At 46.9% G+C, this 17,476-nt stretch carries 12 protein-coding genes; 2 read left to right on the top strand and 10 right to left on the bottom strand.

Annotation, left to right across the window (positions count from 1 at the left end; genetic code table 11):
• A partial coding sequence (locus IT233_12790; protein MCC7303509.1) for a hypothetical protein occupies positions 1 to 3,277 on the bottom strand: 3,277 nt, incomplete at its 3' end.
• A 56-nt stretch (positions 3,278 to 3,333) separates the two neighbouring features.
• Entirely contained in the window at positions 3,334 to 5,175 is a 1,842-nt protein-coding gene (locus IT233_12785; protein ID MCC7303508.1) for a UbiD family decarboxylase, read from the bottom strand.
• A gap of 51 nt (positions 5,176 to 5,226) precedes the next feature.
• Between IT233_12785 and IT233_12780 the strand changes: the two genes are divergently transcribed.
• Positions 5,227 to 7,308, top strand: a complete 2,082-nt coding sequence (locus IT233_12780; GenBank protein MCC7303507.1) for a tetratricopeptide repeat protein — start codon at positions 5,227 to 5,229, stop codon at positions 7,306 to 7,308.
• On the opposite strand, the gene IT233_12775 is transcribed toward IT233_12780, so the two are convergent.
• Positions 7,309 to 9,741, bottom strand: coding sequence for a T9SS type A sorting domain-containing protein (locus IT233_12775; GenBank protein MCC7303506.1), 2,433 nt, complete (start codon positions 9,739 to 9,741; stop codon positions 7,309 to 7,311).
• Positions 9,742 to 9,851: 110 nt separating this feature from the next.
• Between IT233_12775 and IT233_12770 the strand changes: the two genes are divergently transcribed.
• A complete protein-coding gene (locus tag IT233_12770; GenBank protein ID MCC7303505.1) occupies positions 9,852 to 10,316 on the top strand; it encodes a DNA lyase in 465 nt (154 codons plus the stop codon).
• A 138-nt stretch (positions 10,317 to 10,454) separates the two neighbouring features.
• On the opposite strand, the gene IT233_12765 is transcribed toward IT233_12770, so the two are convergent.
• The 7 genes from IT233_12765 to IT233_12735 form a co-directional block, all read right to left on the bottom strand.
• The gene (locus IT233_12765; protein ID MCC7303504.1) at positions 10,455 to 10,796 is read right to left on the bottom strand and encodes a DUF86 domain-containing protein; all 342 of its coding nucleotides are present in this window, start codon (positions 10,794 to 10,796) and stop codon (positions 10,455 to 10,457) included.
• Complete coding sequence (locus IT233_12760) at positions 10,771 to 11,097, bottom strand: nucleotidyltransferase domain-containing protein (protein ID MCC7303503.1); 327 nt, start codon at positions 11,095 to 11,097, stop codon at positions 10,771 to 10,773. The genes IT233_12765 and IT233_12760 overlap by 26 nt, the downstream gene beginning before the upstream one ends.
• A 721-nt stretch (positions 11,098 to 11,818) precedes the next feature.
• A complete protein-coding gene (locus IT233_12755; GenBank protein ID MCC7303502.1) occupies positions 11,819 to 12,871 on the bottom strand; it encodes a hypothetical protein in 1,053 nt (350 codons plus the stop codon).
• A gap of 39 nt (positions 12,872 to 12,910) precedes the next feature.
• Entirely contained in the window at positions 12,911 to 13,642 is a 732-nt protein-coding gene (locus IT233_12750) for a tyrosine-type recombinase/integrase (GenBank protein ID MCC7303501.1), read from the bottom strand.
• A gap of 150 nt (positions 13,643 to 13,792) precedes the next feature.
• A complete protein-coding gene (locus IT233_12745) occupies positions 13,793 to 14,725 on the bottom strand; it encodes a tyrosine-type recombinase/integrase (GenBank protein ID MCC7303500.1) in 933 nt (310 codons plus the stop codon).
• A 52-nt stretch (positions 14,726 to 14,777) separates the two neighbouring features.
• Positions 14,778 to 16,664, bottom strand: a complete 1,887-nt coding sequence (locus IT233_12740) for an ATP-binding protein (protein MCC7303499.1) — start codon at positions 16,662 to 16,664, stop codon at positions 14,778 to 14,780.
• On the bottom strand, positions 16,657 to 17,322 hold the full coding sequence (locus IT233_12735) for a hypothetical protein (GenBank protein MCC7303498.1): 666 nt from the start codon (positions 17,320 to 17,322) through the stop codon (positions 16,657 to 16,659). Before IT233_12735 ends, IT233_12740 begins: the two co-directional genes overlap by 8 nt.
• Positions 17,323 to 17,476: the final 154 nt, after the last annotated feature.

The raw sequence follows: 17,476 nt of genomic DNA, 5'->3' as shown, positions 1-17,476 counted from the left end.
CGGTGGGCGGTGTTTGCCGGGGTGGGGGGGGCGGCGGGGGGGGAGGCGCATCCTGACAATTGTAGGTTACCGTTTTTGCATCGCTGCCGGCACTGGTTGTAGCACGGATCTCAAAAACGTAGTTGCCGGCATTCATCATGGGGGCATTGATCGTGAGTACTTTCAATACCGGGTTCCAAAGATAATTGGTCCAGGGCTGGCCATTCCGTTTTACAGTGATTTCATTCGGTGAGGAAACATTCTGAATGGTGGCGGATATATTCACCTGACACAAACCGGTGATGTTTACGGTAGCAGGATTCGGTTGTGTGATTGTTACTACCGGCGGCGGTGTGGGCGAAGGGGTATTCACCGTTGTCGGACAGTTAATGGTTACTGATTTGGCGTCCGATCCCCACTGGTTGGTGGCCGTAATCAGGAAGGTGTAGGAATTGCCGACGTTCTGTGTGCTGTTAATGTCCAGTGTTTTTGTAGTTCCGTTCCATGTGAAAGCAGTGAATGGATTACCGTTCATGGTTACGGAAATATCGTTTTGCCCCAGGATGTGATCAATGGTGGCGATCACTTTCAGCTTGCAGTCTTTTGAGGCGTAGGGGTTCGAAGCCGGGGTAGTAATGGTTACCACGGGAAGTACCGGTTTTGGCTGGTCAATCACATTGATCACCTGGCTCTTGGCATCGCTGCCGGAGGCATTGGTGGCAGTGATCGTGATATTGTTTGCGCCATGCAGCAGCACCGGACTCATGGAAAGGATTTTGGTGGTGGTGCTGTAGATAAAGTTCGGATAGGGGTTGCCGTTCACCGTAACACTAATGGCGTTTGCAGCAGGTACATTCAGAACGGTGGCATTGATATTCGGAGCAAGATTGCTGGTAGTAAACGGATTGGTGTTGGGAATGGTGATGGTTACCACCGGCTTCGGCATTTGCTGTACATAGTTGATCGTAACGTTCTTTGCGTCTGATCCGGCAGAGTTGGTAGCCTTGATGGTTACCACATTGGCTCCGTTAATCAGGTTTACATTCATGTTCAGCACCTTTGTGGTGGTATTGTAAGTGAAATTGGTGGTGGGAATGCCATTATGATCGGCAATAATCTGTCCCTGCGACGTAATATTGAGTATGGTGGCCGATACGGAATGCGTATTTACTCCTGTATTATAAGGATTGACAGCAGGGTTTGTAATAGTTACAATCGGTTTCGGTGTCTGTTGTACCGGCTGGTAAATAATAGTAGTCGACTTGGAATCCATGCCGGCGTTGTTCACCGCTCCAATCACCATCACGTTGGCACCTTGTACCAGACTCACCTGCAAGGCGAACTGATCGGTGGACGGGTTATAGGAAAAAGAATTTACGGGAATTCCGTTAAATGTTACCTGGATGTCGGCGGAGGAATTCACATGATGAATATCCGCGGTCACCATCATGCTTTGTACAGGATGGGCATAAGGATCTACAGCGGGGTTGGTAAAAATAACTTCCGGTTTCTGTGGTGGAGCCAGTTCAATGTAATTGATGGTTACAGCCTTTGAATCCATTCCGAACTGATTCGTGGCGGTGATGATCACCGTATTGGCGCCGGGCATCAGCGGAACCTGAAACTGCAGGCTCTTGTTGCTGTTGCTGTACTGGAAAGGCAGATTTACATTATTTGCTTTCACTGTGATTGCGGCCGGGCCGCTTACATTGAGTACCTGGGCACTTACATTCGCCACACTCATGGTGCTGTTGGAAGGGTTCACCGGCGGATTGAGTATGGTAATGATCGGTTTTGCTCCGGTGCTTACCGGCATATAGTTGATCACTACCGAGGCACTGCCTGTTCCGGACTCATTCGTTGCAGTAATCACTACAGGGTTGTTTCCCTGATTCAGAACCGCTGTGAAGCTGAGTTGCTTTGAAGTCACATCGTAGTAGAAACTGGTCAGGGGCTGATAATTCAGGCTCACCTGAATTTGCGAGCCGTTATCAATGTTCAGCACCATCGCCGTTACATTCTGCATGCTGCTGCCGGTGGTAAAGGTTCCGCTTCCCGGCACGGTGATGTTTACAACAGGGGCCGGACGCAGATTGACAGGCTGCTGATAATTGATCGTAATGCTTTTCTCATCTGCTCCCCACTGGTTTGTAGCTCTGATCTCCACAAGGTTCGGACCCGGACGGAGTGGTGTGTTGATGGAAATTCCTTTGGTGGAAGAATTCCACATGAAGTCCGTATGAGTCATACCATTCACTTTTACCCTGATGCTGCTCTGGTAATTGATATTGGTAACTGTTCCGCGAATGGTTACACGTTCGTACGGTGTGGTAAAATTCATTCCGGGATCGGTGATAACGATCTGCGGAGGAATTCCGCTTGGCGGCGGCGGCGGATTGTGATGATGTACAACATGTGTGTCGCGCGGTGTGGTATGTGTATGTCCGCCTCCCCAGAATAATTTTATGTAACCTCCCCAGTAATGATACTGCGGCGATCCCGTAATTCGTATGTTATTATTGTCCCAGTTCTTTCCATCCATCCGGTACTCGCCGGTAAGAGGCTGGGTTACTTTATATTCCATTCCTAATGCAACATGTTTTCCCAGCATCTTTCCTAAACCAATCCCGCCCGTGGCAGAGAAATGATAAACCTCTTTCCCATCCTTATTACCCTCGGCAAATGTTTCATAATTGAGATCATACATAAAATCCAGATCGTCCTTGGTAGCGGCTACACTGGTGGTATCAATCTGTGTATAATCATAAGCACCGATAGGACCGCTTACATTCATTCGGGTAAGATGACTGCTGATTCCAACGCCGCCGAATACATAGAGTAGAATTCCGGTTCGTTTGCGGAGCTTGTTCAAACCGAGCGACAATTCAAGACTCATTTCTCCCACCGTGGTGCGATAGTTATGAAAATAATATCCGGGAATTGAATCGTAATCCAGCAACGGATCATAAGTGCCATTGAGCACATTATTGTTCAGCAAACCGCGGGAACGGTGATAGTCCTTCCCATATGTTAATCCGGCCAGATACCGGAATCGCAAGCCCAGGTAAACCGGACTGTTCGTGTTATACAGATAATGGCGACCAAAGGTGAAGCCTCCGGCTATCCCGGCTTTATTCTTTTCAACTTCATTCTTTTCCTGCCACATTCCGCCCATGTTGAAACCAAAATTCCAGCGGTTGCCTACCCCGCCGTCAGCGGTTTGCGCGGAGGAAGATATAGGGCTTAAGCAGCTTAAAATCAGTAAGATACTTCCAAGAACAATGTAGAAACGATTCATAGGTGCGGGTTTTAAAAGCGGCAATGCATTTATTATGCCAAAATAAGGAAAATCCCTTAGCGGGAGGTTCGTGAGTACTTCCGGATCAGCGCCTCGGCCCGCGATTCTGCCGCTTCATCAGGGCGCAGAACAGGAGCGTGATGTTTTTTAATGCGGGCATCAAAAAGTAAGGAGCCCTTACAGCCCCAGTGTTTGTACGAAATAAAGCTGTTCACACCTTCCACATCATGGGATGGATTGCACCGGGTAAAGGTTACCCAGAGCCAGTCGCGGAAAGCGTCGGTGGCGGAAATGGTATTCTCGTCAGTGAAGATCACCAGGGGAATGCGTGTTTCCCCTTTAAAAGTCTCACCGGGATAATTTCCAAGTTCCGTGGCCCAGCGGTGCAGTTGTTTATCCGCCTCTTCCCGCGCGATCCATACAGGAGCACTCATCGTAAGAATGCCGGGGAGAATCAGGGTGGGGGAATGACAACCGGTGAGGTTCAAACCGTCGGGTATTTTTTCTTCAGCGGTTCTGCGTTTCATCTTTCCGGCGGCAATCACCAGTTTACTTCCGCGGTTAAGTCCCGTTCCGCTGTAGTCCAGCGTATCTGCGGTAGTTTCTGTATGAAAATGGAGGTCGGTTTGCGTATCAATACGTTCCAGCATATGACGGAAAAATTCTTTTGTGTCATGTACGGAAGGGGTCTGCCTGCTGTCTGTAGCGATAAACAGAAATTTGGCCAGGCTCAGTTGCCCGGTTCCCAGTATACGGTTCGCGGTGGTGAGCAGTTCAGCGGGGCGTTGGTCTTCGGAATAGGGCGTATACCGTTCCTTCCCGGTTGCCAGCAGAAGGGGATGCACGCCGGCCTCGTCTACTGCGTGTACTTCTTTTACCCCGGGAATTTCCGAAGGAATCAGGTCTCCTGTAAGTTCATGAATGAGTTCTCCGAACACACTGTCTTCCTGCCTCGGTCTTCCCACCACGGTAAAGGGCCAAATGGGATCTTTTCTGTGGAAGACGCCGTCAACTTTCATTACGGGGAAGGGATGTGCGAGGGAATAATATCCCAGGTGATCTCCAAAGGGGCCTTCCGGCTTAACGGTGCCGTGATCAATGGTGCCGGTGATTACAAAGTCGGCGTCGGCCGGGATAAAATACCCCCCATGGTAACCGTAGTGAAATTTTCTCCCTGCCAGAAGTCCGGCGAACATTAGTTCGGAAATTCCTTCCGGAAGAGGCATGATTGCCGCCAGCGTATGTGCAGGAGATCCTCCTGTAAAAACAGTCACCCGGAGCGGTTCATTCTTTGCGGCCGCTTTGGTATGATGGATGCCAATGCCGCGGTGGATCTGGTAATGCAGTCCCATCTCCTGCTCCGGCAGATACTCATTACCGCTGATCTGAACCCGGTACATTCCCAGGTTAGAATGTTTCACTCCCGGTAGTTCCGGGTCTTCGGTATAAACCAAAGGAAGGGTGATGAATTTTCCTCCGTCGAGGGGCCAGCTTCTGAGCGCGGGAAGGTCCGACAGGCGGCAGCGCCCGCTTAGAGATGTGAGGGTATTGGTTTTTTGCGGAAAGGCCTTTCTGGCGGCCATTATTTCACCAAGATGTTTCCATGGCCGGTTAAGAATCGCTGACGGATCCTGCTTCATTTTCATCACCTTTTTCACCAGGGGAAGCTCGTCGCGGAACAGAAACCGGGCACGGTCCATTGTTCCGAACAGATTGGATACAGCAGGGAAGGGGGAGCCTTTAACCTTTTCGAAGTAAATGGCCGGTCCGGCGATGTTGTTAATCTGCCGGTGAATGGCGGCCATCTCCAGCTCGGGATCTACTTCTTCTGGTATATGCAGCAATTGCCCGGCTTTGCGCAGGTCTTCTATTGCAGAACGAAGACTGGAATATCCCATTCGTTCAAAAATATCTAAAAAGTCGATGTAATTCGATTAATTTTGAACAGAATGCTCGCACGGTTCCTTCTTCTTCTTCTTCCGGCCATGTTCCCTCTGCTTCTCACTGCACAGAGCAAGCCTAAGGCCGACAGTTTGATCCGCCTTCTTGGTTCGCTCGCAGAGGATGCTAAAAAGGTGAAAATGTTAACCGATATTTCTTATCATCTACAGAATTCGGAACCCAAACTGGCTTTCGAATACGGGAAAATGGCGGAGGAGTTGGCTCTGCGAATAGGGGATACCGTTGGTCTCGCCCAGAGTTACGAGAATTTTGGGATGATTCACGAGGGAAAGGGGATGTATCCGGAGGCACTCCGGTGGTACGAGAAATCACTGAAACTGCTGCACCTGAAGGGGGGAAAAGGAATCGCCAGTGTTTTGCATAACATGGGAGTTGTTTACCTGTACCAGGGGGATTACAAAAATGCGCTCGAAAAATTTCTTGAGGCGGCGCGTATCAACGCAGAAAGCAAGAATGATCTGGGATTAACACAGAACTATAATAATATCGGACTGGTACACCAGTACCTGAAAGAGTATCCGTCAGCAGAAACTTATTTCTTAAAGTGTATGGAGCTGGCAGGTAAGGGGGGGGATTCTGTAAATTTTGCTTTTGCAATCGGGAATCTGGCACTCAATCATTATTACGCAGAAGATTACAAGAAGTATTTCGAATACTCCGCCAGGGCAGTACGGGTTTTTCAGAACATTGGCGACAAGGTTCAGATCGGAAATATCCTCACAAATAACGGTGCGGTGTATAATGATATGGGTGATTATACAAAGGCGCGCGAGTATTTTCAGATGGGCGCCAATGTATATAAAGAGCTGGGGGATCTTCGGGCCTATGGCGCAGGAATGAATAATATCGGGGAGTCGTATATCAGTGAGAAAAACTTCAAAGCGGCTTTGCTCTATGTGGAGGAAGGCCTGAAACTGGCAAGGGCGACCGGCTCGCGCCGGGATGTGGTACATGCTTATTCAAGTCTTATTAAAATCTACCGTGGACTGGGGGATTATAAAAAAGCACTCGATGTACAAACCGGGCTCATTGCGCTGAATGATTCCATTCTCAATGAAACCAAAACGAAAGAAATGGCGGACCTTTCTGCCCGTTTTGATCTTGAGAAAAAGCAACAGGAAATTGATTTTCTAAGTAAGGAAAGGATGCTCGGAGAGGAGAAGATTGCCCAGAAAAGCAGGGCAAATATCCTGCTTATGCTGGGAATCGTATTATTCATGATTTTGCTCGGATTGGTCATGTACCGGCTTTTCGAAAAGCGGAAAGCAAACCGGTTGCTGGAAGAGAAAAATAAAATCATTGAAGAAAAAAGCAAGGATATTACCGACTCCATCAATTACGCGCGCCGGATCCAGAGTGCGATTCAGCCACCCCCGGAGGTGCTGCGCAGCTTTTTCCCCGAATGCTTTATCCTGCAGAGGCCGAGAGATATTGTGAGTGGTGATTTTTACTGGGTGTATAAATACGGCAGTAAAGTAATTGTTGCGGTGGCCGACTGCACCGGACATGGTGTTCCCGGAGCGCTGATGAGCATGGTGGGACTCAATTTTCTGGAGGAGACCGTGAAGGAGCACCCCGGCCGTACGCCGGAGGATTTATTAAACCTGTTGCATGCCAAAGTGGTATCGGCACTCAATAAGGATGTAACCCAGCGTTCCAGCATGGACGGGATGGATGTGGCCCTGATCTGTTTTGACCTTGCGCAAAGTACCTTTCAGTTTGCCGGCGCGGTACGCCCTGTCGTTTTTGTCAGCGAGGGTCGCTCGGAAGTAATCAAAGGAGATCGCTACTCCGTAGGGGGTGTAAAGGATTTAGAAACCGCTTTCACCGGCCATCACAAAGCATTCCGCAAAGGCGACATGGTATATGTTTTTTCCGACGGGTATGCGGATCAGTTCGGTGGAGACAGCGGCAAGAAATTCATGCTGCGAAAATTCTATCAGCTGGTCGAAAGTTATTCGGCACTACCGGCAGACGTACAGGAAAAGAAATTGCTTTCCGATTTCGAATCGTGGAAAGGCAAGCAGCACCAAACAGACGATGTACTGGTTATTGGTATCCGGCTCTGATCACTGCACCACCAGCTTTCCCCTGCGGATACCGGATGTTCCTCTGACCGTAATAAGGTAGATTCCCTGCTCAAAGCCGAACAGCGACAGTGCCAGGGTTCCCTGTACCTGATGCCTCCGGTAGATTTCTCTGCCACTTAGATCGTGTACGAAAAGATCCCAGGCATTGTTTTCCCCGCACATTATATATACTTCGTCCTGCGCCGGGTTGGGGTAAATATTCAGATCGGTGCTTACACCTGTACTGCCCGGAAGTGATAAGGTGTAATCATGCCTTCCGATGGTATATTCCCCCGGGAGGAGTGAATCAATTACAATATTTCCGAACTTATCTGTGAGAACGCCGGTGTTTTTTGTGTACCAGGGATACTCGTACCAGTCGGAGCGGGTATCGGGGCGGTAGAGCAGAACAACAGAATCCTCCAGGTTGTTGGTAGGAAGCAGAGCATTGTCGAGGTAACCGCCGCCACCGGAGGTAGTATTACGGCCATCGTAAGTGATGTATCCGGTTGCGTCGAATCCGGGGGGGAATATTCCGGATACTTTCCAGAATCTGCCCGGGCTGAGGCGGTAGGGAATTCCCCAGGAAAGATGGGGATCGGGAGCTGCGTAGCTGTGTTCGATAAACAGGTAGGCAGAGTCGGTGGTAATGGAGGTATTGTTTATCTGCACCCGCATTCTACCCGCAGCGTTATTCGCGAAGTGAAACCCGGTGGTCTTAATTACCTTTTCGTCCGTGGTTTTCGCATCGCTGATGAGTCGTTCCACATTTACACCCGTGAATACCGGGTTAAACGGCAGCGTGAAAGTAAAATTTGCGGTGGCACCCGACATGCTTACATTGCGCATTTCGAGTGACCATCCGGCGGAACGGAAGTACAATTTGAGAGGAACCCCATTGAACAGTGCGGGAGCGCCGGTAATCTTTTGTTTCAGGAAAACGGTGACATCAAAGTTATTCCCGTTCGGAACAGCAACGGCTGAGTCAACAGAGAAATGCGGGAAGCCCGGATTCAGCACCCAGTCGTTAAAGAAATTATTCATATTGACCCCCGTTGCGGTGCTCATGGCATCGCGGAAGTCAACCGCATCAATGTCTGTGTACTGGAAATTGTTCTGGATATACTGCAATCCGGCGAAGAACAGCGAATCTCCGAGGTATCCGCGCAGTGTATGCGCCACATCGGATCCTTTTTTATAAGTATGATCGCCGTAGGTGTAGGCATGAGGCATTCCGGAGAGTGCACGGTAGGCACCATCGGTAATATGGGTGTAATGTACCACGAAGTCGTGATTGTTTTTGATGTAAGAGATGTAATTCCCATAACCATAAATACCTTCCATAAAAATCGCTTCGGAATAGGAAGCCAGACCTTCATTGATCCACATATCACCCTGGGTGCGGCAAGTAACCAGATCCCCCCACCAGTGATGGGAGAACTCGTGAGCCATCAGGTATTCGAGTGCAGTGGAGCCATTGGCAGCGGATAGCGGATAGGAGATATTGGTAGCATGTTCCATAGCACCGCTGTTGAAAGGCACCAGGCAGAAACCCACACGGTTCCACCTGTAAGGTCCGTACCGGTTTTCGAAAGTACCAAAGGCACCACTGAGATTAATGAAAGAGTTTTTCATATTGGTGGTGTCGGCGGGCTGTGCGGTGAGCATCACGGGTACCGTGCCGTTGATACCTGAGAAGGTTTGATTCACATGCGTGTAGGGCGCTACAGAAACGGAGGCAAGGTAGGTTGGAATTTCTTCGTTCAGTTCCCAGGTCCGAACGCGGTTTCCGGAAACAGTGGTGTCCTTCGTAAGCGCCCCGTTGCAGTAGGCAATCTTGCCGGCATTGGTGGTAATGATCATTTTGTACTTGCTGCGTTCCACAAAGTTATCGAAGCAGGGGAACCAGATTCTTCCGAACACATGTGGATCGGCGGCGAAGCCCACTCCCAGGTTGTAGGCGTAATTTCCCTGGTTGTACCATCCGCCCCATCCGCTGGCGTCCTGTTGCGGTTTGCCATGGTAGTAAATGCTTACGGTGCTGGTATCAGTTGTGGTGTGAGTAAAAGGCAAAGCGATAATGAGGAGTGTATCGTTATAGGAAAAGGGCGCGGGATTACCGCTGATGCGCACCGAGTCAATGGTCAGTTTAAGCAGGTCCAGACTGAGGGTATTTACGTTATTCATCCTTGGCGCGAACCTTACCGCACAGTTACCGCGCACGGTATCGGTTGTAAAATCGGTGATATCGAGGGTGATGCTGTATTTGAGAATATTGATGGTATCAGAACGCAGGTTATCGGCCTGGAGGGCAGGTGATTCCGCAAATTTTTCATGGAGAGGATTCATGGCGCCGTATTTACAGCAGGTGCTCTGTGCAAAAGAGGAGCCGGTAATAAAAGAAAGGAGGGGCAAGAGGAAAGCGAAGCGCATGGCGTGGAATTATAACTGTAAATATATAAAAAAGGCTGGGGGGGGGGAGGCGGCAGAAAGTCGCGGTGGGAGAGATGAGTTGCCTTTAACATTACTAATTTTGGAAGGCGATGAGACTATGGTCCTTACATCCGGAAAATTTGGACGTGCGTGGTCTGGTGGCGTTGTGGCGGGAAGCACTCCGTGCGAAGCATGTGCTGGAGGGTAAGACCAATGGCTATCGTCATCATCCCCAGTTAACACGTTTCTGGGAGTCAGGCAGGCCTCTGGATTGCATCAATCAATATCTGCTGGCAGTTTACGCCGAAGCAACGAAGCGTGGTTATCGTTTCGATCGTAAGAAGATTGGGCGTATAGGTAATCCGGCGGCATTACCGGTAACGCGGGGGCAGATGCGTTTTGAAACGGAGCATTTACTTGGCAAGCTCCGGGTGCGGTGTCGGGAAAAGTTTCAGGATGTAAAGAAGCGGAAGCGGATCAGGCCCCACCCCATATTTGTTATCACCGGGGGAGATTTGGAGAAATGGGAGAGAGCGACTTTACAACGGGTTCAGGTGGGAAGGAAAAGGAAGTGAAGCGGCTGGAGATTCGACCTGCCTGAGCTGCCGCTTCGGCAGGCAGACTACCGAACGCGCACACCTTCGGCGCGGTGGGCTGGTAGGTTGGTTTGCTGGTTAGGTTTTGACGCAAGAATGTGGGATTAGTTACGCTATTTAACTTTGGAGCAACTCTTGAATTGCTTTATAAAGTTGAGGAATTTCCGTATGTATAGCGTCATTAACAATTACCATATCCACTCCGTCGTAATGATGAATAAGCCGATCTCTCATGCGAGAAATACTTTTCCATTCTATTGCAGGATATTTATTCTTGATTTCGTCAGGCAAATTCTTAACAGCTTCACCAATTATTTCTAGACTTCGAATAACTGCCCGGCTTAATACCGGATCACTTTCTAAATCGACTAACGCTTTTGAATTAGTGTGCGTTACTAAAAACTGACACTCATCCTGAATATGGCGAATGCGTTCAAGCGGCGATTGGGACTTCTTCAAGGCTGCGTAAAATATGAGGTCCGATGTATTTATTCAACGAATCGGGCGTAACAACATCAATCGGCCGGCCTGTGATAGCCTCAAGAAAATCGTAAATTAAATTGAAATTCCTGAATGTTTGCTTGGTAGCTTCAAGTTCAATATAAAAATCAACATCACTTGAATCGGTTAACTCATCCCGGGAAATTGAACCAAATAAAGCTAATCTGCAAACTCCCATGGACTTTATCTGGTCTTTCTGTTCCAAAAGTCTCGAAATCAACTCGTCCTTAGAAACTACAGGGTTAAAGGTCTTAGTCATACCCAAAGATAACTAATTCTGGTGAAATACACAGAAAGGTCTATCTTAACCCAGTCCGATAAAAGGGGAGGTTACATTATAACTGGACTAGTCACTATTGAATAACCCTTTGCAAGCATCGGTGCTGGCCGAGCTATCGTAAATGTGCCAGCAGCGTTATATGATCCGCACCCCGACAGACTATTTACGACTGAAATAATATTTTAAACTATCAACTGAGTAAATGATATTGCAAGGGTATTGTTTACAAAAGTAAGCGTTCATTAGGTGTGCTGCTTCAAGCGAAACCGTCGACACCTTAACCCTTAGATTTTCGATGTCCAATAACTTGCTTTCAAATTGCTCATCAATTGTTTTTACATGTATAGAAGATTTTGTAGAGTCTAAGTATGGTATCAGTGAAACAATATTATTGGAATCAACCCATTCAATTGGAAAACAATATTCAGAAAATTTAATTTCTCTACAATCTAAATAAGCTAACATCTTTAGGAATTCGACAGGTTCTGGAAATGATTTAATGTTATTAGTCAAGAGAAAACAATCTATTTTCCCCTTTATAACATTATCCCTATTACAGGGACAAGTATAACACGTGTCAGGAATAATGCTATTACAATTTAACTTTGATGGTGACTCAGTATGTTGACCTCCATCACAGGTAAACTTGATAGACAGAATTACTGGTAGCCAAATGAACTTCATATTGAAATATTTAACACTAATCTCCTTGCTTACAACCAACGCACGTACTGACTGCAGGTGCAATATCTACACTTGATCGTTCTCTTGTATGATCAGAGGCAGTTTTAAACTCTGTCGTTACAGTCCTGTTAGTACTTATTATTGCATCCTTAACAGGGGTAAAAAATCCCATTGCGGTTGCTGGATCCTTTTCAGAGGCATAAAGATTATAGATGTCTTCAACTGTTGCATTCTCCTTGACAAAGGTTCCCTTTTTGGAATCTTTATTATCGACATTAAGCTCGTTTATTTTTCTTTCCCCATTTTTTGAAGTTACAGTACCATCACCATCATAAACATAGGAATGTATTGCTACTCCATCTTTATTAAATAATACTATAATGTCTCCCTTCTTTATTTTACTAAATTCTTGATTCACCCCACCACTTAACTCCTTTTCAGGAGAGAATCCACCCTTATCCAATAAAAGGGCATTTGACTCACTTTTATCTGACTTTGAGCCAACCCTGAATTCACTACTTAGAGAAGTCATCCCATGGCAGTTATATGAATCTTGAATCACAGAATTATCAACAGATCTTCCTGTCTTTTTGTTAATAACCGTGTAATGCTGAACTTCAATTTTTCGTCCGTCATTTGCAAAGATAAAAACAGGAGTTACGGTGACTTTATAATCTCCCTGATCGTATTCTGAAGGTTTTTTTGAAGGATTAACCTCATAAATAATATTCCCTTGTGCATCAACCTGTACACGCCCATCTCTGTCAATAAAGTAGACAGGATTACTTGAAGCAAAATTGAAGGGGCTATAGCTCGGATAATTTTTAGATAATGGATCCACACTTAACCATCTTCCCAGCCTTGGGTCGTAAATTCTCGCACCGAAGTCGTAACTATTGCCACTTCCCTTCACTTCATCATCCTTCTCAACCCCGTCGAAGCCGTAGCGATATGACTCCGTGTACTGTGGAGGTAAAGTAGAAAAATGATTTGTGAAGGTTTGGCGAAACATTCCGTTCTTGACTCGTGAAGGTTTTTCAAATATAGCAGGAATCGGGAAGTCGGGCAACTTCCTGTGGAAACTCGTGATAATAAGGGGGTAAGGGCCTTAGCCCAAGGGGTGAAATCGATTAATCAGCAGTCGTTTCTCGTCCTGATTGTTCCTTCTATACCTTAAGGTAGTAGAAATAAATCTGTGACCGGCCATGAGTTGCACGGTTTCAAGAGAAAACTTCTTCTCGTTGAGCCAGTTTGCGATCACGCTCTGACGGACAGTGGTTGGATTGAGATTACGACCGGGGAACAGAGAATCGAACTGTTCTACAAGATATCCTACCTCACAGGTTGAAGCCGCAACTCCCAGTTTCCCTATGAAGAGGGCATCTGATACTCTGCCCTTAAGAAGTTCCTTGCGCGACTCATTTATATAGCGGTCAAGGATACGGTACTGCTTAGGATGCATGTCCAGATGTCGTCGCATGGTGTTTTTTCTTTCCTTGACAAATATTTTTCCGGAGTCCAAGTCGATGTGATGGACTTTCATTTTTATTATCTCCCCCGTGCTCAAGCCCTGAAAAATAAGAAGCGAGATCAAAGATTGATTCTTCAGCTTCAGGGCAGGGTAACGCTCCTCGCGTTCAAGAAGAAGTTCTAGTTCCGCCGAGGTGAATAGATCATGATGGATCACTTTTCTATCACGATTATGCTTGATATGAATCGTTCGGCAAGGGTGGTCATGCCGTTTACCGATGGCAATTAGGTAATCGTAGTATTTTTTGATTGCCGCAAGAATGGCGATTCTGTACCGTGTGTTGGTTTTGATCTTTGCAGTGTCTTCCATAACGTTGATGATATCCTTATAGCCGTAATTCTCAGCTTGGGGATTTACTGCAAGAAAATTCTTGGTCGAGTATAGATAACTGCTGATGGACATAGGCGTGAAACCAGCCCTATGTAAGTACTTTTCAAAAGAAATGGGTTCAGCGTTCATCTAGCGGATCTGTCTTTGGATTTTTAACTTTTGAGCGCGACGTTTGGAATACAGAAGTGAAGTATCCATTTCCGCATGACCCAAGAATTCCTGTACGAATTCCATCGAGGCTCCTTTATCAAGCAGGTGAGTTGCAATGGAGTGGCGCAGACAGTGAAGCGTGATTTCTTTTTTAAGGATCACCGGATTTTGTGTGCGGCTAAGAAGTGTTTTAAGCATATTGGATATATACTCTCCTGAAGCGCGTGTCCCCCTGTTGTTTAATATGACCGCATGAATATGAGCGTTTGTATGGGAAGTGATGTAGCGTGGGCGTTCCTGGATAATGTATTCGCGTAAATTCTGAAGAACGCTATCCGATAGAGGAATCATACGACTTTTGCCAAACTTACTATCCCTGATGGTGAGCATTCCCTGATGAAAAGCGATATCACTTAAGTTCAAGTTTGTAACCTCAGATCGCCTCATCCCGCATCCGTAAGCAAGAGCAATAAGTGCTTTCTCCCGCTTTGTTTGGCAGGCCTTTTGTAGTTCGCGTATTTCATCGGTAGTAAGGATCTGCCTCTCCTTATATTTTACGATTGAAAACTTAGGAAGATGTGCGGGAGAAGAATCCCGGATTCCTGAATCCATCAGAAAATCAAAAAACAAGCGGAGTGAAAACAAGTGGCTACGGATCATTGAGTCGCTTAATCCCCCTTCACGGCGTTGGTTCGGCCTTTCACGGACGTATTCATAATAGGCGATCACATCCTGCGCCACCACGTCCCTTATGTCCCCGATCTCACGGTTTTCAATGAAGAATAGAAACTCCCTTACACAGGCCGGATAAGAAGTGTACTTCCCACGTGAATACCCCTTTACGCGAATCATTTGAGAAAAGTCGCGGTAAAGCCTTTCAAAGGATTCGTTCTGTAAGGGTAAGTGTTTCATATTTTTGGTCTCCCTATAAATGCGTACTCTTGAAATACTGAACCACTAGGGCTCAGTTGCCCTGTTCATGCGAGTTTTGGTGTTCCTTTTCTTCTGAACCACCAAGAACCAATGCTTCTAATTGGCGGTTGAGGTCGGCCTGCACCTTAGTTTTGATCTTTTGCATATCGTCCCAGAACACAATCTTGTATTTGAACCCTCGGTTGGCGTAACCTCCCGTGCGTTGGATGTATTCCAACATTTCCAGTTCCTCAAAATATCTGAAACATTGTGTCTTACTTATATTGAGTGATAGGCGCACGTCACGTTGCGTAAACTGGTACTCTGCTTGCTTTCCGTTGGTGACCAATTTTTTAATGTGCGCTTTCATCAGGTCAAAGAATTGCCGGAGCGAAGAATCCAGATCGTCCACTTTCAGCATGATGGCATCGAAGAGAATCTCGCAAGCCGTTTTCAAGTCTTCAGGCAAAGCGATCAACCTTCCCTGATCGTCCTTTTCACGTTGATACTGGTGAAGGATCGTGATCTGTTTTACAAAAGCCTGATAGTGGCTGTTAAGGCGACGGAGCATTTTTGCTTCAAAGGGAAGGTAAACCTTGTCAGCATAGGGATTCACTACATCCATCGGCTTAATGCACCGCATACAGTTTTGTAGAAACTCCTTTGCTTGGCGTTCCTTCTTCGCATCAACCAACCCCGCGAGAGTTTTATTCTGATGAAGTACGATGCGTCGGGTCTGTTCGTCGCTTTCATCCACTCCTGAAATAAGCGAGCGACTCATGTTGTCGTAGTAAACTTCCGCCTTCGTGGTTGCCAGTAAGGAGGCGAAATGGCTTCTTACGGTTTTCACCGCCGATACCAGATTTCCATAACGGTCTTTATAGGTAGTGGATGAACTGATGTTCCCTGCGCTTTGCAATTCGCGGAATGCGAACTGCGCTTCTTCATCTAACCCGTCGTAATCCTGTATAAGAAGGAGTTTGTCGACCAACTCGTCCTTGGTGTAGTGATAAAAGGATTTTGAGGTGACCCGTGTCATGCTTATTACATCTTCCGGTGGGAAGCACGTACCTATACTATTAATAAGGTGGCTCTTCCCCGATCCTGATGTCCCCTGTACCAATGCGTGAAGGGGAGTGTTCATTTTATAGGTAGAAGCAATCACAAATAAGAGTCTGCGTGTGCTTTCTTCTCCAACCACACCTGCCTGTTCGATGAGTTCATCGATTCCCTTCATGAGGTTCTTTCCCTTTAGGAATTGCACACAGGCGTTTTGCTTTTCAGCACTTAAAACAGAATTGTTTCTCTTGGCCTTCACCGCCACTTTGGTTTCCTCGATCTGAAGCTCCCGGTGTTTTTCCAGAAGATCGGTCAGATAAAGCAGATCGCTTACAACAGCTTCGACAGGTTGAGTGAAAAGTTCTCCCACTTGCTCGGCATAAAGACCCACTTGCTCACGTTCATAGAGATCGAGTTTGGTTCTTTCACGCCTTCCCGTAGCCTGTTCTTCGATCATAAGCGTCACTCGCATGCTTCCCATGTCTTGGACTACCGTTCCCAATACATAATAATGGTTGTAAGATGAGCGCATCAGAAGTTTATGCTCATGGATCAACTCAAGGCAGGGCGTTTCGGAGGTTTCGCATCCTTTATCCTTATTTAGAGTCGCCACAAAGTTCTCCTCACCACGCTTAAAATCATCGGGTGGAATTTCAATGGAGGTTTCATGGGAGGTCAATTCAAGTGGCTGAATAGGAAGGGCCGTACTTTCTACTTCGGTCAGTTCCTCAAGACTGACATCACTTTCTAGGATTTTCTTGACTCCATCGCTTCCGTGACGCAAGTAAATATGGTTCAGGTTCTGTCCGTCGGGCGGGGACACCTTATATATAGGTATCTCTCGTGCGATCTTTCTTAAATGGTTAACTCCTTCATTCATGGCTTTTCGTTTTAATTAATTCTGGCATAGTTCTTCCCCTGAGAGGCTCCGTAAGTTTTACTCTCGGTGATTCGATCCAATGGATGCTTTTTAATTGACCTAGCCTTTCGATTGCTTCCTCGTACTGTTTTAAAAAGTTTCCACCCGGAACACAGATCACGGCATCGCGGTTTTCCAGCACCCTTGATTCCAGAATGGTTGCCGCATCCAGAATGTTCGTGGTGATAAAAAGCCGTGTGGTCATTTCATGAGGGAAACATGGATAGATTCCCTCGTCATTCAGAAATGAATGCTCCGGTTTTTCCAGCCGGATACGGATGCCATAAAAATTCACCACTTCTCCTTTCACATCCTTTAGTGGAAAGATGATGCCGAACTTTGCGAAGATCAGGTAACCTGTATCGCCGTTCTTGCTGACGATATTATTCGCCCGAAGGAATCTCACATTTTCAAGGCCACGTATAAACTCCTTTGACTTACGGTGCTGAACCTGCCCCGAACAGAACCCTGCCCCGGTCATTTCATACGATAGCCCGTTTTTCTTAAGCCACTCCTGTGCCTCGGTGGACTTTACGTTCCTGATGCCGTTACTCATGGAGCGGTACAGCCATTGAAACGTTTTCTTACGTTCCCCCGCTGATCCGTTTAGTATTTGCATGCGCGTTTGTTTTAGTTTTTCTCCCGGCAGGTTTTAAGCCTTCACTTAAACTTGCTACCGGGTGATTGGGACAAACATGCGTACACTACCCGGCACACGCAAGGTATTGGGGTATATTCATGCCTTTAGGACTCAAAGACTTACGGGCAAAATT

This window comes from Bacteroidia bacterium (assembly GCA_020852255.1).
GTDB lineage: Bacteria > Bacteroidota > Bacteroidia > JADZBD01 > JADZBD01 > JADZBD01.
Note: the sequence above shows the minus strand (reverse complement) of the source record. Positions and strands in the feature narration are given on the sequence as shown.

Excerpts from the sequence above, each read along its gene's own strand:
- IT233_12785 (MCC7303508.1), bottom strand. The coding sequence starts at position 5,175 with ATGGGATATTCCAGTCTTCGTTCTGCAATAGAAGACCTGCGCAAAGCC.
- IT233_12780 (MCC7303507.1), top strand. The coding sequence starts at position 5,227 with ATGCTCGCACGGTTCCTTCTTCTTCTTCTTCCGGCCATGTTCCCTCTG.
- IT233_12775 (MCC7303506.1), bottom strand. The coding sequence starts at position 9,741 with ATGCGCTTCGCTTTCCTCTTGCCCCTCCTTTCTTTTATTACCGGCTCC.
- IT233_12770 (MCC7303505.1), top strand. The coding sequence starts at position 9,852 with ATGAGACTATGGTCCTTACATCCGGAAAATTTGGACGTGCGTGGTCTG.
- IT233_12760 (MCC7303503.1), bottom strand. The coding sequence starts at position 11,097 with ATGACTAAGACCTTTAACCCTGTAGTTTCTAAGGACGAGTTGATTTCG.
- IT233_12750 (MCC7303501.1), bottom strand. The coding sequence starts at position 13,642 with ATGGAAGACACTGCAAAGATCAAAACCAACACACGGTACAGAATCGCC.
- IT233_12745 (MCC7303500.1), bottom strand. The coding sequence starts at position 14,725 with ATGAAACACTTACCCTTACAGAACGAATCCTTTGAAAGGCTTTACCGC.
- IT233_12740 (MCC7303499.1), bottom strand. The coding sequence starts at position 16,664 with ATGAATGAAGGAGTTAACCATTTAAGAAAGATCGCACGAGAGATACCT.
- IT233_12735 (MCC7303498.1), bottom strand. The coding sequence starts at position 17,322 with ATGCAAATACTAAACGGATCAGCGGGGGAACGTAAGAAAACGTTTCAA.